This window comes from Stenotrophomonas sp. Steno-Z1, from assembly GCF_056393175.1.
Window position 1 is genome coordinate 1157334 of sequence record NZ_JBWJPB010000001.1, and the last position, 19535, is coordinate 1176868.

20 protein-coding genes are annotated in these 19535 nt (G+C 67.4%); 12 read left to right on the forward strand and 8 right to left on the reverse strand.

The window, feature by feature from the left end; translation table 11 throughout:
• The first annotated feature begins 104 nt into the window (after positions 1–104).
• The 10 genes from AC06FD_RS05085 (at position 105) to map (ending at position 11080) form a co-directional block, all read left to right on the forward strand.
• On the forward strand, positions 105–1172 hold the full coding sequence (locus AC06FD_RS05085) for a GlxA family transcriptional regulator (protein WP_259202959.1): 1068 nt from the start codon (positions 105–107) through the stop codon (positions 1170–1172).
• 178 nt (positions 1173–1350) lie between these two features.
• Positions 1351–2151, forward strand: a complete 801-nt coding sequence (locus tag AC06FD_RS05090) for a TlpA family protein disulfide reductase (RefSeq protein WP_478077144.1) — start codon at positions 1351–1353, stop codon at positions 2149–2151.
• A gap of 40 nt (positions 2152–2191) precedes the next feature.
• The gene (gene dsbG / locus AC06FD_RS05095) at positions 2192–3010 is read left to right on the forward strand and encodes a thiol:disulfide interchange protein DsbG (RefSeq protein WP_259202957.1); all 819 of its coding nucleotides are present in this window, start codon (positions 2192–2194) and stop codon (positions 3008–3010) included.
• A 380-nt stretch (positions 3011–3390) separates the two neighbouring features.
• Positions 3391–4851 (forward strand): DcaP family trimeric outer membrane transporter, encoded by a 1461-nt coding sequence (locus AC06FD_RS05100; protein WP_478077145.1) that lies wholly within the window; start codon positions 3391–3393, stop codon positions 4849–4851.
• 51 nt (positions 4852–4902) lie between these two features.
• On the forward strand, positions 4903–6249 hold the full coding sequence (gene adiC, locus AC06FD_RS05105; RefSeq protein WP_478077146.1) for an arginine/agmatine antiporter: 1347 nt from the start codon (positions 4903–4905) through the stop codon (positions 6247–6249).
• A 21-nt stretch (positions 6250–6270) separates the two neighbouring features.
• On the forward strand, positions 6271–8559 hold the full coding sequence (locus tag AC06FD_RS05110) for an Orn/Lys/Arg family decarboxylase (protein WP_394162332.1): 2289 nt from the start codon (positions 6271–6273) through the stop codon (positions 8557–8559).
• A 28-nt stretch (positions 8560–8587) separates the two neighbouring features.
• Positions 8588–9490 carry a cation diffusion facilitator family transporter gene (locus AC06FD_RS05115; protein ID WP_478077147.1) on the forward strand — a complete coding sequence of 301 codons (903 nt, stop codon included), beginning with the start codon at positions 8588–8590 and terminating at the stop codon, positions 9488–9490.
• 114 nt (positions 9491–9604) lie between these two features.
• Positions 9605–10036 (forward strand): RidA family protein, encoded by a 432-nt coding sequence (locus tag AC06FD_RS05120; RefSeq protein WP_478077148.1) that lies wholly within the window; start codon positions 9605–9607, stop codon positions 10034–10036.
• Between the two features lie 67 nt (positions 10037–10103).
• On the forward strand, positions 10104–10316 hold the full coding sequence (locus AC06FD_RS05125; protein ID WP_179458689.1) for a ParD-like family protein: 213 nt from the start codon (positions 10104–10106) through the stop codon (positions 10314–10316).
• The gene (gene map / locus AC06FD_RS05130) at positions 10313–11080 is read left to right on the forward strand and encodes a type I methionyl aminopeptidase (protein ID WP_478077149.1); all 768 of its coding nucleotides are present in this window, start codon (positions 10313–10315) and stop codon (positions 11078–11080) included. The genes AC06FD_RS05125 and map overlap by 4 nt, the downstream gene beginning before the upstream one ends.
• Positions 11081–11107: 27 nt before the next feature.
• On the opposite strand, the gene AC06FD_RS05135 is transcribed toward map, so the two are convergent.
• Together AC06FD_RS05135 and AC06FD_RS05140 are read right to left on the reverse strand one after the other, a co-directional pair.
• Complete coding sequence (locus AC06FD_RS05135) at positions 11108–11893, reverse strand: LytR/AlgR family response regulator transcription factor (RefSeq protein WP_478077150.1); 786 nt, start codon at positions 11891–11893, stop codon at positions 11108–11110.
• Positions 11890–13014 (reverse strand): sensor histidine kinase, encoded by a 1125-nt coding sequence (locus AC06FD_RS05140; RefSeq protein ID WP_478077151.1) that lies wholly within the window; start codon positions 13012–13014, stop codon positions 11890–11892. Before AC06FD_RS05140 ends, AC06FD_RS05135 begins: the two co-directional genes overlap by 4 nt.
• Positions 13015–13199: 185 nt before the next feature.
• Between AC06FD_RS05140 and AC06FD_RS05145 the strand changes: the two genes are divergently transcribed.
• Positions 13200–13574, forward strand: coding sequence for a hypothetical protein (locus tag AC06FD_RS05145; protein WP_259202940.1), 375 nt, complete (start codon positions 13200–13202; stop codon positions 13572–13574).
• Positions 13575–13642: 68 nt separating this feature from the next.
• Here the strand turns inward: AC06FD_RS05145 and AC06FD_RS05150 are convergent, their stop codons facing one another.
• The 3 genes from AC06FD_RS05150 to gstA all read right to left on the reverse strand — a co-directional run bounded on the left by AC06FD_RS05150 (position 13643) and on the right by gstA (position 15884).
• On the reverse strand, positions 13643–14308 hold the full coding sequence (locus tag AC06FD_RS05150) for a hypothetical protein (RefSeq protein WP_478077152.1): 666 nt from the start codon (positions 14306–14308) through the stop codon (positions 13643–13645).
• Positions 14305–15048 carry a hypothetical protein gene (locus AC06FD_RS05155; protein ID WP_394162311.1) on the reverse strand — a complete coding sequence of 248 codons (744 nt, stop codon included), beginning with the start codon at positions 15046–15048 and terminating at the stop codon, positions 14305–14307. The genes AC06FD_RS05150 and AC06FD_RS05155 overlap by 4 nt, the downstream gene beginning before the upstream one ends.
• Positions 15049–15239: 191 nt before the next feature.
• Positions 15240–15884: a glutathione transferase GstA gene (gene gstA / locus AC06FD_RS05160; protein WP_478077153.1), complete on the reverse strand. Its 645-nt coding sequence runs from the start codon at positions 15882–15884 to the stop codon at positions 15240–15242.
• A 135-nt stretch (positions 15885–16019) separates the two neighbouring features.
• On the opposite strand from gstA, the gene AC06FD_RS05165 reads away from it, so the two are divergent.
• Positions 16020–16352 carry a winged helix-turn-helix transcriptional regulator gene (locus tag AC06FD_RS05165; RefSeq protein WP_259202936.1) on the forward strand — a complete coding sequence of 111 codons (333 nt, stop codon included), beginning with the start codon at positions 16020–16022 and terminating at the stop codon, positions 16350–16352.
• A 158-nt stretch (positions 16353–16510) separates the two neighbouring features.
• Here AC06FD_RS05165 and AC06FD_RS05170 read toward each other — a convergent pair whose 3' ends face one another.
• The 3 genes from AC06FD_RS05170 to AC06FD_RS05180 all read right to left on the reverse strand — a co-directional run bounded on the left by AC06FD_RS05170 (position 16511) and on the right by AC06FD_RS05180 (position 19422).
• The gene (locus tag AC06FD_RS05170) at positions 16511–17989 is read right to left on the reverse strand and encodes a hypothetical protein (RefSeq protein WP_478077154.1); all 1479 of its coding nucleotides are present in this window, start codon (positions 17987–17989) and stop codon (positions 16511–16513) included.
• 82 nt (positions 17990–18071) lie between these two features.
• Complete coding sequence (locus AC06FD_RS05175) at positions 18072–18461, reverse strand: hypothetical protein (RefSeq protein ID WP_478077155.1); 390 nt, start codon at positions 18459–18461, stop codon at positions 18072–18074.
• Between the two features lie 34 nt (positions 18462–18495).
• Positions 18496–19422, reverse strand: a complete 927-nt coding sequence (locus AC06FD_RS05180; protein ID WP_394162299.1) for a LysR family transcriptional regulator — start codon at positions 19420–19422, stop codon at positions 18496–18498.
• Positions 19423–19535: the final 113 nt, after the last annotated feature.

Consider the following 19535-nt stretch of genomic DNA (forward strand, 5'->3'; position numbering starts at 1 on the left):
TTCATAGCTCGCGCCGCACGCCCTCCGTACGCTCGGACACGTTCGCGAACCCCTTTCCCTGCGTGGGTTTCGCTGGTTACGGACGTTGTTCGAGGAGTTTGTCTATGCATGCACGTGTCTCCCCCCCGCCGACCCTTCCCAAGGCGGCGACCCCGGCGCTGATGGAAGTGGCCGTGCTCGAATACCCCGGCAGCCTGCGTGCGGCCGCTCCGGTGCTGTCCGAGCTGGCCCAGCGCTGCAACCGCACCGCAGCCGCTGGCCGGCGCCCGGGCGCGCGCATGCTGGTCACGCGCTGGACGCTGTCTGCGCGCGGCATGCAGCGGGTGGCCGGTGCCGAGCTGTTCGGCGATGCGCCGCCGGCGATCGTGGTGGTGCCGGGCAATGAACCGAGCTGGCCGCTGCCGCCGCCGGACGAGCGGATGCTGGCGTGGGTGCGCGACTGCCATGACGCCGGCACGGTGCTGGCGGGCTGCGACGAGGGCGCATTGCTGCTGGCCAGCAGTGGGGTGCTGGCGGGGCGCACGGTGAGCCTGCCCGATATCGCCCGCTGCCCGTCGCTGGCCTCCACCGTGGCCAGCTGGTCGCAGGGCGACCGCGCGCTGGTGGATGACGGCGATGTGCTCACCACCTCCGGTGCCGATGCCTGGAAGTACCTCAGCCTGCGCCTGTTGGCCCGCGTGTACGGACATGCCGTGATGGTCGAGGCGATCCAGCAGTTGCAGCTGGTGATCCCGCGCGCGGTGCAGGACGACCTGGAGCGCTTCAGCCCCAATTTCGCCCACGGTGACCGTGGCATCCTCAAGGCGCAGCGCTGGCTGCACACCATCGCCGCACGCGGGGTGAGCCTGCAGGACATCTGCGAGTCGTCCGGACTGGAGCCGCGCACCCTGCAGCGCCGTTTCCTGAAGGCCACCGGCCTGCGCCCGATCGAGTACTGCCAGCGCCTGCGCATCGCCAAGGCCCAACTGCTGCTGCAGGCCGGCGGCATCGTGGACGAAGTGTCCTGGGCGGTGGGCTATTCGGACCAGAGCGCGTTCCGCAGGTTGTTCCTGCGCATCGTCGGCGTGACCCCGGCGCGCTACCGCCGGCAGATCATCTCGCAGCGGCGCGCAGGGCGCGCCCGTACCGCCGCGGCGTGCGAGGTCGAGGAGCCGTTGCGCTCGGCTGCCTGACCGCTGCGCGCTGCGCATCCACTCCCACGACAACGGCAGGCCGGCACACGCGGCCTGCCGTTGTCGCCTGTGCAGGTGCGGCTTGCCCGATGGGCCTGGGGCGGTGACCATGCCGACGGGGTGATGTACAGCTGGGTGCGGCCGCGCGGGGTGCGGCTGGGCCGGAGATGGATGGATGATGAGCAGTATCGGCCCGGTTCCGCTGGGTGTCGTGTGGGTGGTGGTGGGAGGAGTACTGGCAGTGGGCGTGGCGCGTTGGCTGCGGCCCACGCCGCGGGAAGGCCAGCCGGCGCCGAGCGCGCTGTTGCTGGACATGCTGTTGCTGGCCCTGCTGGGGGGCCGCATCGGCTTCGTGATGGCGCATGCGCGCACCTACCTGGCGGATCCGTGGGCGGTCCTGCGCGTGGGCGACGGCGGCTTCCTGTGGTGGGCGGGGGTGCTGGTGGCCGCGGCCTGGGCGATATGGCGGCTGCGCCGCTGGCCCGGCGCCCGGCGCGCGGTCTGGTCCGGCGCGGTGGCCGGCCTGCTGTGCTGGCTCGCGCTGTCGCTGGGCATGGCGCAGTTGCAGCAGGCGCGCATCGTCGTGCCCGAGCTCACCCTGCAATCGATGGAGGGCGCCCCAGTGGCGCTGGCCGGGCAGGGCGGCATGCCGTTGGTGGTCAACCTGTGGGCGAGCTGGTGCGGCCCCTGCCGGCGCGAGATGCCGGTCTTCGCCGAGGCACAGCGACGTACGCCGGCGGTGCGTTTCGTGTTCGTCAACCAGGGCGAGGACGCCGGCGAGGTACGCCGTTTCCTGGGCGCCGAGCGCCTGTCGCTGCAGAACGTGCTGCTGGATGCCGACAGCCTGACCTCGACACGACTGCAGGTGCATGCCTATCCGACTACCCTGTTCTTCGATTCGCACGGCCGCCTGCAGGGCCTGCACATGGGGGAACTCAGTGCCGCCGGCCTGCAGGCCAGGCTTGATACGCTGCGCTGAGTACGCGTTGCTTTCCGTTTTGCAGACACCAGGAGTTGCCATGTTGTTCATATCCCCACGCCCGTTGGGCTCCCTGCTTGCCACGGGTCTGCTGTTGAGCCTGGCCGCGTGCAGCCAGGCGCAGTCGCCCAAGGCCCCGGCCACCGCCGCGACCAGGACCGGGGAACAGCCGGCCGTGCTCAAGGGCATCCAGAAGCATGGCTTCGAGGTGCTCGGCGAGTTCGACGCGCCCGGTGGCTTGCGTGGCTTTGCCGGCGTGGTCGGCGGGCAGCAGCCTGCGGCCGCCTATGTGACCCCGGACGGCAAGCACGTGCTGGTGGGCAGCCTGTTCAACGAGAACGGCGAGGAAGTCGGCGCGGCCGCGCTGGAGAAGCTGGCGGCCAAGCCGATGTCCGACCGGATGTGGAACAAGCTCGACGCCAGCGCCTGGGTGCGTGACGGTCGGGCGGATGCGCCGCGCGTGGTCTACACCTTCAGCGACGCGAACTGCCCTTATTGCCACAAGTTCTGGGAAGCGGCGCGGCCGTGGGTGGACAGCGGCAAGGTACAGCTGCGCCACATCATGGTCGGGGTGATCCGCGAGGACAGCCCGGCCAAGGCGGCGGCGATCCTGACCGCGCCCAACCCGAGCGCGGCCCTGCTGGAGAACGAGCATGGCTTCGACAAGGGCGGTATCAAGCCGGCGTCCAAGCTGAGCCCGGAGATCGCCAACAAGCTCAATGCCAACCAGGAGCTGATGCTGGAGATGGGCTTCCAGGGCACCCCGGGCATCCTGTTCAAGGACGACAAGGGGATGGTCGACCGCCTCTCCGGCTTGCCGCAGGGCAAGGACATGGAGCGGGTGATGGGGCCGCGCTGAGCGCACGCGCCGACGCATGATTCGCGCGCCGGTGCACTGCCGGCGCGCTGTACGTCACACTTTGCATCATTGGCGGTTGATCTAGATCAAGGCCAAAAACGACATGCGCACTAGCCTGTACGCATGCAGCCCACACGTCCCACGCTCCCGATCCTCTGCCGCACGACGACCGCGCGGCTGCTGCGTTCGCGACGCTTCACGAATGTCTCACCCGGCGATTGTTATTCAAGGCGCTGGCGCGCGGGTCAACCCCGCCATGCCGCTCGGGATGAGGAGGGCATCCCGCACGTGCAGTGCAGTACCGGGTTGTCGACCGGATTCCCTCGCGCATGCGCGGCGGAAACGGCCGGCAAGGCTGTTCGCGGTTCATGGAGAACGTGATGCGCCTGGCTGTCGTAACGTTTGCTTGCGTGGCGGCGCTGTCGTCTGCGCCAGTCCATGCACAGGCGTCGGCGGACGCGCTGCGGCAGGAGATCCGGTCGCTGCGGCACACGCTTGAGGCGATGGAGAAGCGCCTGGATGCGCTGGAGTCCAACAAACCTCCGCCAACCGCGTCGAGCGCTGCGAGCACCACGAGTCCCGCCATTCCCGCGATCGCCGCAACGACCGCGCCGCTACCTGCCACGTCCCCCCGCGCGCTCACCCAGGCCGGTGCCTCACAGGTCCCCGGCGTCGGCCAGGCCATCCTGCCGCCCCGTGATTCAGTGGCCGATCCGTCTTCGGCTGCATCGCGCCCGGACAGCGCTGCCGGCCCGACCGATCCCGAGCTGAAAGGCTTCTTCGCCATCCCAGGCACCGACACCCTGATCCGCATCGGCGGCTACGCCAAGCTCGATGCGATTGCCGATGCGCGCGCGGCCGGTGACCAGGAACAGTTCGTCACTTCTTCGATTCCGGTCGGCGGTGCACACCGGGATGTCTCCAACTTCACCCTGCATGCCAAGCAGACCCGCTTCAGCTTCGAAGCGCGGCGCCCGACCACGCATGGCAACCTGCGCTTCTACCTGGAGAACGACTTCTTCGGCAGCAGCGACAGCTACACGTTCCGCCTGCGCCACGCCTACGGTCAGCTCGGCAACACGTACGCGGGCTACGGCTATGCGACCTTCATGGACGCCGACAGCCTGCCCGACACGCTTGATTTTGCCGGGCCCGGTGGCGCCGGCTACCTGCTGGTGGCCGGCATCCATCACAGCGTCCCGATGGGCAAGGGCAACACGCTGACCTTCGCCGCCGAAGACCCGGACGCACAGCTGAGCGCGCCGGGCGACGGCATCAGCGCGGTCAACCAGGCACCGGATGTGACGGTCACCGCGCGCATGGAGCGCGGCTGGGGCCACCTGCAGCTGGGTGCCGTGGCGCGCAGCCTGGGCTATGACGGCAGTGCCGGCGATGACCGCCGCATCGGCGGCGGGCTGCAGTTGAGCGGCTCGGCCGCGATGGGCGACCAGGACCTGCTGCTGTTCGGCGCGCTGGGCGGCAAGGGCCTGGCCCGGTACACCGCCGACCTGACCGGCTCGGGCATGGATGCGGTGGTGACGGCCGACGGGCGCCTGGAACTGCTCTCGCTGCGCGGCGGCTTCGTCGGCTACACGCATTACTGGTCGCCGCTGTGGCGCTCCAACCTGATCTACGGGCAGCTCGACAGCGAACGCAACGACGCGCTGGCCGCCGACGCCTTCCGACGCAGCCGTTATGGCGTGTTCAACCTGATCTGGAGCCCGGCGCCGTCCTGGACGATGGGCATGGAGCTGCTGTACGGGCAGCTGGAACAGCAGGGCGGACAACGTGGCGACACGGTGCGGCTGCAGGGCAGCCTGCAATACAACTTCATCAAGTAGACCCCAACGCCCGGCGCGACCGGGTTCCTGCCAGGCAAAGGAGACAGCGTCATGGCGAAAGCGAAGAAGATCGGGGTGGTCGGTGCCACCTTCCTGGTGGCCGGCAACATGATGGGCTCGGGCGTGTTCCTGCTGCCTTCCAGCCTGGCCAAGATCGGTACCGCGTCGATCTGGGGCTGGCTGGTCACCACGGCCGGCGCGCTGCTGCTGGCCTTCGTGTTCGCCAAGCTGGGCAAGCTGGCGCCCAAGGCCGGCGGTCCCTACGCCTACGCACGCGACTGGTTCGGCCCGTACATGGGCTTCCAGACCAACACCATCTACTGGTTCGCCAACTGGATCGGCAACGTCGCCATCCCGATCGCGGCGGTGGGCTATTTCAGCTACTTCTTCCCGATCCTGTCCGAGCCGCTGCCGCGCTGCATCGCGGTGCTGGCCCTGGTATGGGCGTTGAGCTTCGCCAACGTGATCGGGCCGTCGTTCGTCAGCAAGCTGCAGACGGTGACCACCAGCTTCGCGCTGGTGCCGATCCTGGGCATCGCCATCTTCGGCTGGTTCTTCTTCGACCCGACCCTGTTCAAGGGCGCCTACAACGTGTCCGGGGAGTCCAACTTCGGGGCGATCTCCAGTGCGGCCGCCCTGACCTTGTGGGCGTTCATCGGCGTGGAATCGGCCTCGGTGACCGCCGGGGTGGTGGAGAACCCGGAGAAGAACGTGGCCCGCGCCACCCTGGCCGGTGTGTTCCTGGCGGCCATCGCCTACATCGCCAGTTCCTCGGTGATCATGGGCATGGTGCCCAACGGCGAGCTGCAGGTGTCCGATGCGCCGTTCGCGCTGGCCGCGGCCAACGCGGTGGGCGGCTGGGGCGGGGCGCTGGTGAGCCTGTGCGCCTTCGTCGGCGCGGCCGGCTCGCTCGGCGGCTGGATCCTGCTGACCGCGCAGAGCGCCAAGGCGGCCTCCGATGACGGCCTGTTCCCGGGCATCTTCAGCAAGACCAACAAGGACGACGTGCCCGTCAAGGGCGTGCTGATCGTGGCGGTTCTGATGACCCTGGCGGTGCTGGTCACCTCCACCTCGGAGACGGCCTCGGCGCAGTTCGATGTGATCACCTCGGCCGCGGTGGTCCTGACCCTGCTGCCCTACATCTATTCCTGCGTGGCCTGCTACTTCGTGGTCGAGCGCTCGCACACCCTGGTGCATACCGGTGCGTTCTGGCTGCTGACCAGCGTCACGGTCGTGTACTGCCTGTGGGCGATCTTCGGTTCGTCCGGCAGCATCGTCCAGTACGCCTTCCTGTTCGTGCTGTTCATCACGGTGTTCTACCCGTTCTTCAGCGAAGAGCGCCGCCGCCAGCGCGGCCTGCCTGCGCTGGATTCCGCCGTCCGCACGACGCTTTCGTGATATTGCCCCAGGAGAATGCCTGTGTACTTCAAGTCCCTTGATTACCCGATCATCGTCATCGACGACGATTACGAGTCCCCGCGCATCGGCGGCATCCTGATCCGCGCGCTGGTCGAAGAGCTGCGCAAGAGCGACCAGCGCGTCCTGTGCGGCCTGACCCTGGCCGACGCTCAGGCCGGTGCGCGCACCTACGTGGCCGCGTCGGCGGTGCTGATCTCCATCGATGGCACCGAAGAGAACCCGGAGCAGTTCCAGCGCCTGCTCGGCTTCCTGCGCGAGCAGAGCGCGCGTAGGGCCAACCTGCCGGTGTTCCTGTACGGCGAGCGGCGCACCATCGAGAAGGTGCCGAGCAAGCTGCTCAAGTTCGTGCACGGCTACATTTTCCTGTTCGAAGACACCAAGAGCTTCATCGCGCGCCAGGTCATGCGCGCGGCCGAAGACTACATGGCCAACCTGCTGCCGCCGTTCTTCAAGGCGCTGATCCACCACACCGCCGAGTCGAACTATTCGTGGCACACGCCGGGACACGCCGGTGGCGTGGCGTTCACCAAGTCGCCGGTGGGACGCGCGTTCCACCAGTTCTACGGCGAGAACACCCTGCGCAGCGACCTGTCGATCTCGGTGCCCGAGCTGGGCTCGCTGCTGGACCACAGCGGCCCGATCAAGGAAGCGGAAAACGAGGCAGCGCGCAATTTTGGCGCCGACCACACCTTCTTCGTCACCAACGGTACCTCCACCGCCAACAAGATCGTCTGGCACGGTACGGTAGGCCGTGGCGACGTGGTGTTCGTGGACCGCAACTGCCACAAGTCGCTGCTGCATTCGCTGATCATGACCGGCGGCATCCCGGTGTACTTCACCCCCAGCCGCAATGCGCACGGCATCATCGGGCCGATCAGCCTGGACCAGTTCACCCCCGAATCGCTGCAGGCGGCCATCGCCGCCAACCCACTGGCCAGCAAGGCCTTCAAGGCCGGCTCCAGGCCGCGCATCGCGGTGGTGACCAATTCCACCTATGACGGGCTGTGCTATAACGCCGAAAAGATCGCCGAGGAGATCGGCAGCGCGGTCGACTTCCTACATTTCGACGAGGCCTGGTATGCCTACGCCGCGTTCCATCCGTTCTACGAGAACCACTACGGCATGGCCAAGGGCAAGCCGCGCGAACAGGATGCGATCATCTTCACCACCCATTCCACGCACAAGCTGCTGGCCGCGTTCTCGCAGGCGTCGATGATCCACGTGCGCAATGCCGCCAGCCGGGAACTCGATGCCGAGCGCTTCAACGAAGCGTTCATGATGCACACGACCACCAGCCCGCACTACGGGGTGATCGCCGCGTGCGATGTGGCCTCGAAGATGATGGAAGGGGCGGCCGGTGAGTCGCTGGTGCAGGAGATGCACGACGAGGCGATCGCATTCCGCCGCGCCATGCTGCACGTGCGCGAGGACCTGGGCCGCGACGACTGGTGGTTCAGCGTATGGCAGCCGGACAAGCTGGAGCGTTCGCTGGCCAAGGGCGATACGCCGGCGCCGATGGTGGCCAAGCGCAGCGAGTGGTACCTGCAGCCGGACGCGCACTGGCATGGCTTCGACGGCCTGGTCGAGGACTACGTGCTGATCGATCCGATCAAGGTGACCCTGTTGACGCCGGGGCTGTCGATCGACGGCGCGGTCGGCCAGCGCGGGATCCCGGCGGCGGTACTGAGCAAGTTCCTGTGGACCCGTGGCATCACCGTGGAGAAGACCAACCTGTACTCGGTGCTGTTCCTGTTCTCGATGGGCATCACCAAGGGCAAGTGGAGCACGCTGGTCACCGAGTTGATGGCGTTCAAGGAGCTGTACGATGCCAACGCGCCGTTGACCCGGGCATTGCCGGGGCTGGCCGCGGACTATCCGGTGGCCTACGCCGGCTGGGGCCTGCGCGACCTGTGCCAGGCGCTGCACGAATTCAACCGCGAGTTCGCGGTGGCCCAGGTGATGCGCGCAATGTACGTGGACCTGCCCGAGCCGGTGATGACCCCGGCCGAGGCCTACGACCACCTGGTGCGCGGGCAGATCGAGCGGGTCGACATCGAGCAGATCAGCGGCCGTATCGCCGGCACCATGCTGGTGCCGTATCCGCCGGGCATCCCGACGATCATGCCCGGCGAGCGGTTCGGCGCCAGCGACGAGCCGATCATCCAGTCGCTGCGCATCGCCCGCGAGCAGAACGCGCGCTTCCCGGGTTTCGAGTCGGACGTGCACGGGCTTATCATCGACCGCGACGGCGATGTGCCGACCTACAAGGTGGAGGTGCTGAAGGTCTGACGCCCACGCGCAGGACCTTCGGCGGGCGATGGATACAGCACGCGAGCAGCGGGTCCTGAAACTGTCGATCGGGGTGACGGTGGCGGTCAGCGCCATCGGCTTCATCGGCGGCCTGCTGGTGGGGTCGCAGGCCATCCTGTTTGATGGCGTGTACAGCCTGGTCGACGTGGCCCTGACCCTGGTGGCGCTGGCGGTGCTGCGGCTGGTGGCGCGGGAAGGGAGCCCGCGCTTCCAGTACGGGTATTGGCACCTGGAGCCGATGGTGGAGGCGCTGGGAGGGGCGATCCTGTCGCTGGCCTGCATCTATGCGCTGGCCAATTCGGTCATCGGGTTGACGACCGGCGGCCACGAGGTCAAGGCGGGCCCTGCGCTGCTGTGGGCAGCGGTGTTGTGCGTGAGCAACCTCGGCATGGCGGCGTTCGTGCGGACCCGCGCGCTGCGCTTGCAATCATCCTTGCTGTGGCTGGATGTGCGGGCCTGGCTGCTGAGCGGGCTGATGAGCCTGGCGGTGGTGCTGGCATTCGTGATCGCCCTGCTGTTGCGCGGCGGCGCGCACGCCCACTGGATTCCGTACCTGGACCCGTTGGTGCTGGCGGCGATCAGCGTGGCGGTGCTGCCGGTGCCGCTGCGCAGCGCCTGGAAGGCCATGCGCGAGGTGCTGCAGGTGGCGCCGGACACGCTGGACGCGCGCGTGCAGACGGTCATGCAGGATTTCGTGGCCGAACACGGCTATCTGGATTTCACCAGCCACGTGGCCAAGATGGGACGCATGCGTTTCGTGGAGATCCACATCCTGACCCATCCGGAAACGGTCATCGGCAACATCGGCAACGTGGACCGGCTGCGTGATGAGATCGCCGAACGCCTGGATGCGCGGGGCAGCGAGTTCTGGTTGACGATCGATTTCACGGCCGATCCGGCCTGGACCTGAGGCCTGCGGGCAGTAGGGCCGTGCACGCACCGCAGCGTTGCATCGCGTCGCGTTGACCTCAACCACGGTTGAGGCCGGACACTGCGCGTCCACTCCCCAAGCGACACCCGCCCCATGTTGACCGATGCCCCTGTTGCGCCGACCGGCCTGTTCGGTTTCATCAATCCGTCCGGTCTATACGACCCGAGCGCGAACGGCTATTCGCACGTAGCCGTGGTGCGCCTGCCGGCGCGGGTGATCCACATCGCCGGGCAGGGCGGTGAGACCGCCGATGGCGCGTTGTCGCCGCGCTTCGAGGTGCAGGTTGCACAGGCACTGGACAACCTCAGCCTCGCGCTGGCGTCGGCCGGCGCCAGCCTGGCCGACGTGGCCAAGCTGACCGTGTTGGTGGTGGATCACGATCAGGACCGGCTCGGCATCCTGTCCGATCAGATCGGTCGGCGCTGGCCAGTGGGGCGTGCCCCGACCTGCACGTTGATCCCGGTACCGCGACTGGCGCTGGACGGGATGTTGTTCGAGATCGAAGCGACGGCCTATACCGCGTAAGAGCGCGTTGCCAGCGAATATATGAAGCATATATGATGTATATATCTTCAGTATTCGGGGCATCCCCATGGGCATCGTCAACATCGATGACGAACTGCACGACAACCTGCGCCGCGCCAGTGGCGTCTCCGGCCGTTCGATCAATGCCCAGGCCGGGTTCTGGATCAAGATCGGCATGCTGTGCGAGATGAACCCCGGTATGAGCTACCAGGAGATCGTCGGTCGCGAGCTGCGTGCCGCCGGGGTCGAGCCGGGGGCATTGCGGGTGGCCGAGGCATGATCAAGACCCTCGAAGAGCAGGCGTTGATGCGCGCATCGGGGCGCCTGCTGGCACAGGTGTTCGAGGCGCTGGACACGCTGCCGCTGGAAGGCATGAGCACGCTGCAGGTCAATGACTGGGTGGAGCGCTTCATCGTGGATGAGCTGCACGCGCGCCCGGCCAGCAAGGGGCAGTATGGCTTTGCCTACGTGTTGAACAGCTCGATCGACCGGGTGGTCTGCCACGGCGTGCCATCGGCTGATGACATCCTGCGCAGCGGCAGTATCGTCAACCTGGACATCACCCTGGAAAAGAACGGTTACATCGCCGATTCCAGCAAGACCTACCTGATCGGCGAGGTGGACTACGCGGCCAAGCGGCTGGTGCGGGTTACCCGCGAGGCGATGTGGAAAGGCATCGGCGTGGTACGCCCGGGCGCGACGCTGGGCGATATCGGCTTTGCCATCCAGCAGCATGCCAAGGCGCACGGTTACAGCGTGGTCAAGGAGTTCTGCGGGCACGGCATCGGCCGGGAGATGCACGAAGAGCCGCAGGTGCTGCATTACGGGCGGCGGGGTGACGGGCTGGCACTGGAGGAAGGGATGACCTTCACCATCGAGCCGATGATCAACCAGGGGCGAGCGGCCATCGACATGAGCGACGACGGCTGGACGGTGACCACCCGCGACGGCAAGTTGTCCGCGCAGGCCGAGCATACGGTGCTGGTCACTGCCGACGGGGTGGAGGTGTTGACGCTGCGTGCGGGCGAGCAGACCGGACGCTGACGGCAACCCGGCCGGGCATGGCCGGCGCTACCCGATGTCGCCGCTGCGCGTGGACACCAGCTTGAGGAACGCCTCGTTCTGGTAGCGGCTCATGCGCAGCTGCTGGCCGGTATCCAGGGTCACCACGTGGTGGCCGTTGAACCACGGATGGATTGCCTTGACCCGACGCACGTTGACGATCGCCGAGCGGTGCACCCGGGCGAACTGGCGCGGGTCCAGCCGCGCGGCGAGGGTGGTCATGGTTTCGCGCAGCTCGTGGACGCGGTCGGCCAGGTGGATCTCCACGATGTTGCGCGCGGCTTTGACCCAGACGATGTCGTCCACGGCGATCAGCACCACGTGTTCGTCCACCCGCACCGGGATGCGCTGCAGGTAGTCCTCGCGTTGGCGCAGTGCGTCCAGTGCCTGCAGGATCTGCACCGAGGCCTGGCTGCCGACCGCGCCGGCCATCGACAGCCGCTGCTTGGCGCGGTGCAGGGTGGCGGCGAAGCGCTCGCGGCTGAACGGCTTGACCAGGTAGTCCACCGCGTTGGCCTCGAAGGCCTTGACCGCATACTGCTCGTAGGCGGTGACGAACACGGTGGCGGGCATGCGTCCGGCGCCGATGGTGGCGACCACGTCCATGCCGTTGATCGCCGGCATCTGGATGTCCAGGAACACCAGGTCCGGCGACTGGCTGCGGATGGCGGCCACGGCCGAGACGCCGTCGCCGCATTCGCCGAGGATCTCGATGTCCGGGTCATCGGCCAACAGGCGCACGATCGCGCGGCGCGCGATCGGCTCGTCATCGACCACCAGCGCGGTAAGGCTCATGCCGGCGAGAGCCCCGGATGGAACTCGGGGGCATCCTCGGCGCTCTCCAGTGCGCGGAACGGCACCCGGATGCGGCACGCCACCCCTTCGGGCCAGATCATGTCCAGGCGGACCTCGGCGGCATCGCCGTACAGTTCGCGCAGGCGCAGACGCGTGTTGGCCATGCCGATGCCGTGGCCGGCCGAGGCGGTCGGTTCGGCCGACAGCGTGCTGTTGCGGTTGCGCACTTCGATGCACAGCACATCGCCGTCGCGTCGCGCGTCGATCTCGATGGTGTCGCTGCCCACGCGCTGGCCGATGCCGTGGCGCAGCGCGTTCTCCACCAGCGGCTGCAGGATCAGGCTGGGCACGGCGCAGTCCAGCGTATCGGGGGCGATATAGGTGCGGGTGGTCAGTCGGTCCTTGAAGCGCACGCGCTGGATGCCCAGGTACAGCTCGATCAGGTCCAGCTCCTGGCGCAGGCTGATTTCCTGGCCGTCGTAATCCTCCAGGAAGGCGCGCAGCAGCTCGCTCAGGCGCAGCAGCATGTCCTCGGCCGACAGCTTGTCTTCGTCGAGCAGGGTGATGATCGCGTGCAGCGTGTTGAACAGGAAATGCGGCTGCAACTGCGACTTCAAGGCGAGCAGGCGCGACTGTGCCAGCTCGGTGGCCAACTGGCTCGCTTCCAGTTCGCGCCGGGCCTTTTCAGCGTGGAAGTGGATGGCCTGCTGGATGGCAAACAGCGTCCAGTAGGTGAGCAGCCCGATGGCGAAGTGCTGTTCCAGGAAGTAGCCCAGCTGTTCGGCAAAACCGCTGGGCTCGAACAGCGTGGAGACCAGCGCGCCCAGCACCATCGCCGCGAACGTCATGCACAGGCTCGCCAGCACCTGCGCGCCGAGTCCGTGGAAGCGGAGGCTGCCGCGCACGGGGAAGCGCTCGGCGAGGCGGAAGACGGTGGGGGCCAGGGCGGCCCAGGTGTACCACTGGATCAGCGACCAGCGGGCCAGGTCCCAGAACGGCCAGTGGGTGCGGGGCAGGCCGACGTTGATCGCGTTCTGCATGGCGAACACCATCGCCACCAGCGTCCACAGGGCGATATAGCGTGACAGGCGGATCTGCGTGCTGCCGAGGCGGATGTTCATGCGGGCGTCCAGGGCCAGGCATCGCTGGCGAGCCCCATCTTAGGCAGGCCCCGGGCGGGCGGGAAGCGCCATGACGGCCCATTACGATTGGCCCGCGCGTGGCGACGATTGGTCCCGGATCGGTTGGCGGGGGGCGATGGCCGGTGCCTGATGCGGACGTCCTTCACCGCTACGGAGACGCCGCCATGTTCCTGATCCGCCCTGTCCTGATCGCTTCGCTGTGCTTGATGCCGCTGCTGGCGGCCGCCCCGGCGCAGGCCGGCGAGGCACGTTACCTCGGCCTGCTCAACCGCGCCCATGACAGCGTCGTGGCGCTGGAGGTGGCCCCGGCCGGCAGCGATGCCTACGTCGCCCGACCGATCGACAGGCTCGACGGGGGCGGCGGCGCAATCACCGTGCGCCTGGGGGAGGCCGGCTGCCGGTTCGACATACGGCTGCAGTTCCGCAATGGCCGGCGCGCTATCTATCACGGGGTGGATGTGTGCACCGGCGATACCCTGGCGATCGCACCGCTGCCACGCGGCCGCGACGATGTGGCGGTTGCCGTGCAGTCGCGCTGAGCACGCCGGTCGTCAGTGCTGACGACCGGTTGCCGAGCGTGCGGGTATCGGTGGGTGTCCCGCGAGGCTCACTTGTGCGGCGTTGCGCCTTCCTCGAAGGCCGCGCGACGGGCGCGATAGGCCACTACCTGCAGCTTGCCCGCACCCAGCAACGGACGCATCCGGCTGACCTCGGTGCCGACCCGATAGGCGCCCCCGCCGGGCGTGATGAAGGCCGAGGACTGCGAGGTGATCGTGGTGTCCTGCTTGCCCACGTGGCTGGCATCGGGGCGCAGCAGCAGGTACACCGGCGGCGTCGGACGGCTGCGGTCAACGAACACGCTCAGCGAGTACTCGTTGGTGCGGCGGACGAAGTCGGTGAACCGATACTGCTTGATTGGCTGGAAGCCCGCATCCAGCAGTTCGGCGCTGGCGGCGAAGGTGCCGCCTTCGGAAAGCGACACGCGGATGTCGATCTCCGAGGCGCCTTCCAACGCGTCCAGCCGGTACAACGCCACCGGCAACGCAGCGCCGGCCAGGGTGACGCAGGCTGCCACCTCGGCGAACTCCAGGCGTCGGTCCTCGGCATCTCCCCCGGGCGCCAGGTAATTCAGTGGACGGCTGGTCACTTCCGGCAGGCTGCCCACGCAGTGCAGGCGGGTATCGGGCACCGTGGCCTTGTAGGCCTGGTGGGCGCACCCCGGCAGTCCACTGGCGACCATCGCCAGCAGGACCATGGTGGTCAGCCGGCTCACAGCTGCCTGACCAGGGCGTCGCTGGTGCGGTCGATGGCCAGCTTGATGCCTTCCACGGTTTCGGCACCGGCGTCTTCGAGGGCATCGAAATCGGCGTAGGCAAAGCGCTGCGCCTCCGGTTCCAGGGTGATGACCTTGGCCTGGTTGAGTACGTTGTTGTAGACGACGAAGTCGGTGAAGTAGTTCTGCTTGCCGTCCTGGCTGACCAGGCGCGCGGCCACGCTCAGCATCGGGCGGTAGGGCGCATCGTCACCTGCACCGGCGGCGGCGTAACCGACGAAGTTCACGCTGAGGTCCAGCTGGGCATCGGCCTGGGGCTGGTGGGTATAGGCCTTGCGCAGACCGAACACGCCGCGGGCGGTCTTGCTGCCCTTGGGTTCCACCATCGCGCCGGGCCATACCAGGGTGTAGCCGCGTTCGGCCATGCGCTGGGTCAGGCTTTCCCTGAAGTACACCGCAGGGTCGAACTTGGCCGCGTCGCATGCGGCCTGCAACCGGTCACGCTTGCCGGCCATGTTGGCGGCGGCCACCAGCCCGCCGATCAGGCCGAAGTTGGCGCCGGGGTGGTTCATCATCAACACGTTCGGTTCGATCGGCGTTACGGGCAGCACCACGATGGTCTTGATTGGTGGCGTGGCGTCACGGTTGTACGCCTGCTGGGGTGGCAGGCTGACGCAGCCAGTCAATGCGGCCATCATGGCCAGGCCCACGCACACACGCTGGAAAGCGGCAAACTTCATGGACGAATCCCTCCTGTATGAAATTGCCCGGAGAGAGCCCGCCATGCATGGCTACGCAAGACCAGCCGCCCCCGCGACTGGCAGATCCTCCCCCCAGGATCCAGCCCGGATGCGTCCGGGCCGGCGGCAGCGTAACCGAGCGCCGCGCGCCGCACCAGAGGGGGCCGTGGCGGTTGGCCGGCGGCTGCGGATCAGGCCACAGCGGGGCGCGTCAGTCCCTCGCGCTCCAGCGCGGCACGTACCGACGGGCGCGCCTGCACGCGTTGGTACCAGCGCTGCAGATTGGCCAGCGCGTCGAAGTGGATATCGGCCTTGTAGTAGGAGGTCAGCCACGCCGCCTGGCCCCAGCCGACCAGGGCGAACAGGTAGGCGTCGGCGATGCTGAAGGTGTCGCCGGTGAGGTACGCGCGTTCGGCCAGCTGCGCGTCGATCCAGGCGAAACGTTGCACGAGCTTCGGGCGTGCGGTGTCTACGTATTTGCCGGCGGCGGTGGCGTACAGCAGCGGGATGAATCCCTTGTGGATCTCGGTGGCGAGGAAGCTCAGGCACTCCTGCAGGTGATAGCGCGCGAGCGTGCCGTTCGGCGGGGCCAGGGCGCTGGCCGGATGCTGGTCGGCAAGGAACTGCAGGATCGCCGCCCCTTCGCGGAGCACGCTGCCGTCGTCCAGTACCAGCGCCGGCACGTAGCCCAGCGGATTGACCTGCAGGTAGTCATCGCCGTCGACGGTGCGGTGGGTGCGGTGATCGACCTTGACCAGCGTGGCGGCGAGACCCAGTTCATTGATCACGATGTGCGGCGCGAGCGAGCAGGCGGCGGGCAGGTAATAGAGCTTCATTGCGGTGTCCAGGACGGGAGGGGCCTCCAGGTGAGGCGTCCTGGCGCATTCTAGGAGCGCGGTATAAAAACGGAAGAAGGCACTATCCTGTGGTGTAGGTACATAATGGTTACCTGCCACCTTCTGAACCCTTCGATGAAAGACAACGTCTCCGGCTGCTCGGTGGAAGAAGCAATGCGCCTGCTCGGCGGGCGCTGGCGGTTGCTGATCGCCTCTTACCTGCTGGATGGCCCGAGGCGGTTCAACGATCTGCGACGCGATATCCCTGCGATCTCGCAACGGATGTTGACCCTGGACCTGCGGGCACTGGAGGAGGCCGGGCTGGTCAGTCGGACCGTGTTTCCGACGGTGCCGGTCAAGGTGGAGTACGCGCTGACCGACGATGGGCGGCGGCTGCAGCCCGTGGTGGAGGTAATGCAGACATTCGGGCTGTGGGTGAAGGCGCGCGGCGCAGTCACTCCGGTGTAGCGGCCGTCTGGCCGTCAGCGCCGGATGCGTCGCTTCATCACCCGAAACCCGGGCACCCGGCACCTGCGCGATGTGCGGCGCTCTTCCGCGGGGGAATCGGTCAAGGTAGCCGGTGAGGGGATGCGCCGCACGTCGCGGCCACGCTCGCGAACGGCAACCTAGAATCTGACCCCGGAGAGCGTTGGTAGAGGTGGACTGAAATCCGAAGAAGCAACGATGAGCCCGTATGTCGTGATCGCCATCGACGGGGAATGACCTTCAGATGCCGATCCGGCGGGTTGCGGAAGCCGGGCATCCAGTTGCCCCGCACGCCGCAGAGTGTTGAGAACGCACCACATCTCCTGCAGTGATTTCGCGCCCGCTCCGAATGCGGAGAGAATGGGGGCCTCCCAAAGGCGGGTGAGAAGTTTGCTCCAGTCCCTCTGTTCGCCCAGTGCTTCTTGCTTGATCCAGAGCGCGAATTCCTTCCATGCGGTGTCCGCAGCGTCGACAGGATCACCCGTGCGCGCAGTGTCGTACTGAATCCTCCTTGCTTGCCGTCGCAGTGCACTACGGAGCCGCGAGCCAGACCAGCCCTTTGTACGCGCGGCTGCGATCACCGGCATGATCCTGCCCAGCGCATTTATTGCCCACGTCAAGCGCGCCTGCAGTTCGACCTGTTGCACTGCCATGCCGAACCGTAGCTCGGGAAGGTCCGGCGTGCCACGCCATTCCACGGACTCGGACCCGTGATCGTCGTCTGTGAGGGTGCCTGCTTCATAACTCTGGTGCTGGTGCAGGGCGTGTTCGAAGTGCACCAAGTCGGCGAGCTCGGTGACGACCATCGGGCCTGATTCACGTTCTGGCAGTGCAGCAGCCTGCGGACTGGGTGGGTCCAGATGGAGGACCTGAAGCAACGCGTTGCTGTCGAAATAGGTGGCCACACACACACTGGAGTCGATCGGCTCGGTCGAGGGTGACCACTCCTCGGCCGAATACAGTGAGAGGGTCGAGAATTTCATCGCCTGACCCAATCCCCTTTTCAATTCGCCACGATCCAGTTGCTCCAGCGTGCCCTTGGCTTCCACGGCCGACCATGCTTCGCAACTGCACTGCGCCATGTAGTCCGGATTCTGTATGCCTTTCATGGCGTTTCCGCCGCCTCCCAGGGTGACCGCTGGATGGGCGGTTATCTTGTAATGCCAGAATCGCCGCAGGTATCCGGCGTGGCAGGCATGGCTTCGGGTACGCCAGCGTCCGGTGGCGATGCGGCAGTAGATCGCACCCAAGGCGTAGGAAAGTGCCGATTTTTCCGTGGTTTCCAGCAACGAGGCGAACGCAGCGCGCTTCCAGGCGGCAGGTGTGCCCAAGGGGCTTGCGTTCTCCAGCAGGGTGAGATGAAACCGCAGGCGCTGGTACAGATGCCGATGAAGTGCATGCCATTCCTTGCCGCTGCACTCGACGCGCTTGTCCCAGCTCACCCCGTAGCCACAGTCATGCGCTGCAGCCCACATCTCGACACTGTTTGGTGCAGGCAGCGTCTCTGAGGGTACAAGCGGCTGGAACTGCGTGGACAAGAAGGGCCGCGCATCCAGCATGAAATCGATGGATGCCTTGGAGCGGACCTTGGGGACATGGAACGTGAGCAGGTTGGTCATCGCCGTATCATCCGTGATCGCCTGCCGCGCAGGATATGTCGGACGCGGGCCGCGGCGCCAGCCATCTGGCAACGCCAGGGCTTTACCGCGTGTCGCTGTCGTCGGCGCGGAACTGGATCACCTTGTCGAGGGTGAAGCCCGGCAGCATCGCGCGCAGTTCGGCCAGCATGCGCTGCCGCGATTGTTCGGCGGCGTCGGCGGGAAGGCCGGCGGCGAGGGCACGCTGGAGGGTATCCAGGCCGGCCGCCTGCAACGCCGGGTCGCAATACGAGGCCGCCGCCGTGGCGATCTCGGTGGCGCTGGCACTGCTGCGGAAATGCCGCTGTGCGTAGCCGAAATGACAATCGAGCAGGGCGGTCAGCAGCGGATGCTGCGCCGGGGCGGCTGCGGGTGCGGTCGTCTGGGCGAGGGCGATGGCGGGGGCCAGCAGTGCGAGGGCGGTGACCAGGGCGGGGCGGAAACGGGCGTGCATGCAGGGCCTTTCTGGGGAATGGAACGTGGTTCGCTCAGCGCGGGCGCATCGATTCGACCGGCGTGTGCTCGGCGAGCAGCGCGCCCACCCAGTCGATGAACACCCGCAGCTTGACGCTGACGTGCCGGTTCGGTGGAAACGCAACATACAGCGGCATCGGCGCCACCCGCCAGTCGGCGAGGACGCGGGTCAGTTCGTCGCGGGCCACGTGCGCGGCGGCCATGTAGTCGGGTAGCCACAGTACGCCGAGCCCGGCCAGGCCGGCGGCGAGGTACGCATTGCCATCGTCCAGCGCCAGCCGGTGGCGGCCCTGCACGGTGATGCGGTCCTGGCCACGCTGCAGGGTGTACGGCAGCACCTGGCCGTTGCGCGAGCGCAGGTAGCCGACGACGCGGTGGTGGCTGTCGGCCAGCACTGCCGGGTGGTCGGGGATGCCGGCCTCGCGCAGGTAGCCGGGCGCGGCGTAGAGCCCGGCCTGGAGGTCGCCGATGCGACGCGCGACCAGCGACGGGTCGGTGACCTCGCCGCCGCGGATCACCGCGTCCACGTTTTCGCCGATCAGGTCGATGTTCCGGTCGCTCGCGCCCAGGTCGAGCTGGATGTCCGGATAGCGGGCGAGGAAGCCGGGCAGCGCCGGGACCAGCAGCAGCCGCGCCAGCGGTGCCGGCACGTCGATGCGCAGGCGCCCGCGCGGTTCGGCGGCGGCACCGGACAGGCTGGTGTCGGCATCGTCGAGGTCGGCCAGCAGGCGCACCACCCGCTCGTAGTAGGCCGCGCCGTCGGCGGTGACGTTGACCTGGCGGGTGGTGCGGTTGAGCAGTCGCACGCGCAGTCGCGCCTCCAGGTGCTGCACCAGCTGGGTGACGGTGGTCCTGCTCACCTGCAGGGTCTGGGCGGCCTTGGTGAAGCTGCCGGTCTCCACCACGCGGGCGAAGGCCTGCATCGCATCGAACCTGTCCATGGGGCGCCTTTCGAGGGGGATTGTTTGGATTCTACAAACAGTGATGGCCGGTCTGGGGCGTTTATCCGGGCCGGTGCGGCCTCTACCGTAACCACATCACAACAACGGGCCGC

What these genes read in the sequence shown, in the direction of transcription:
- AC06FD_RS05085 (WP_259202959.1), top strand. Translation starts at nt 105, where the DNA reads ATGCATGCACGTGTCTCCCCCCCGCCGACCCTTCCCAAGGCGGCGACC.
- AC06FD_RS05090 (WP_478077144.1), top strand. Translation starts at nt 1,351, where the DNA reads ATGAGCAGTATCGGCCCGGTTCCGCTGGGTGTCGTGTGGGTGGTGGTG.
- dsbG (WP_259202957.1), top strand. Translation starts at nt 2,192, where the DNA reads ATGTTGTTCATATCCCCACGCCCGTTGGGCTCCCTGCTTGCCACGGGT.
- AC06FD_RS05100 (WP_478077145.1), top strand. Translation starts at nt 3,391, where the DNA reads ATGCGCCTGGCTGTCGTAACGTTTGCTTGCGTGGCGGCGCTGTCGTCT.
- adiC (WP_478077146.1), top strand. Translation starts at nt 4,903, where the DNA reads ATGGCGAAAGCGAAGAAGATCGGGGTGGTCGGTGCCACCTTCCTGGTG.
- AC06FD_RS05115 (WP_478077147.1), top strand. Translation starts at nt 8,588, where the DNA reads ATGGATACAGCACGCGAGCAGCGGGTCCTGAAACTGTCGATCGGGGTG.
- AC06FD_RS05120 (WP_478077148.1), top strand. Translation starts at nt 9,605, where the DNA reads ATGTTGACCGATGCCCCTGTTGCGCCGACCGGCCTGTTCGGTTTCATC.
- AC06FD_RS05125 (WP_179458689.1), top strand. Translation starts at nt 10,104, where the DNA reads ATGGGCATCGTCAACATCGATGACGAACTGCACGACAACCTGCGCCGC.
- map (WP_478077149.1), top strand. Translation starts at nt 10,313, where the DNA reads ATGATCAAGACCCTCGAAGAGCAGGCGTTGATGCGCGCATCGGGGCGC.
- AC06FD_RS05135 (WP_478077150.1), bottom strand. Translation starts at nt 11,893, where the DNA reads ATGAGCCTTACCGCGCTGGTGGTCGATGACGAGCCGATCGCGCGCCGC.
- AC06FD_RS05140 (WP_478077151.1), bottom strand. Translation starts at nt 13,014, where the DNA reads ATGAACATCCGCCTCGGCAGCACGCAGATCCGCCTGTCACGCTATATC.
- AC06FD_RS05145 (WP_259202940.1), top strand. Translation starts at nt 13,200, where the DNA reads ATGTTCCTGATCCGCCCTGTCCTGATCGCTTCGCTGTGCTTGATGCCG.
- AC06FD_RS05155 (WP_394162311.1), bottom strand. Translation starts at nt 15,048, where the DNA reads ATGAAGTTTGCCGCTTTCCAGCGTGTGTGCGTGGGCCTGGCCATGATG.
- gstA (WP_478077153.1), bottom strand. Translation starts at nt 15,884, where the DNA reads ATGAAGCTCTATTACCTGCCCGCCGCCTGCTCGCTCGCGCCGCACATC.
- AC06FD_RS05165 (WP_259202936.1), top strand. Translation starts at nt 16,020, where the DNA reads ATGAAAGACAACGTCTCCGGCTGCTCGGTGGAAGAAGCAATGCGCCTG.
- AC06FD_RS05170 (WP_478077154.1), bottom strand. Translation starts at nt 17,989, where the DNA reads ATGACCAACCTGCTCACGTTCCATGTCCCCAAGGTCCGCTCCAAGGCA.
- AC06FD_RS05175 (WP_478077155.1), bottom strand. Translation starts at nt 18,461, where the DNA reads ATGCACGCCCGTTTCCGCCCCGCCCTGGTCACCGCCCTCGCACTGCTG.
- AC06FD_RS05180 (WP_394162299.1), bottom strand. Translation starts at nt 19,422, where the DNA reads ATGGACAGGTTCGATGCGATGCAGGCCTTCGCCCGCGTGGTGGAGACC.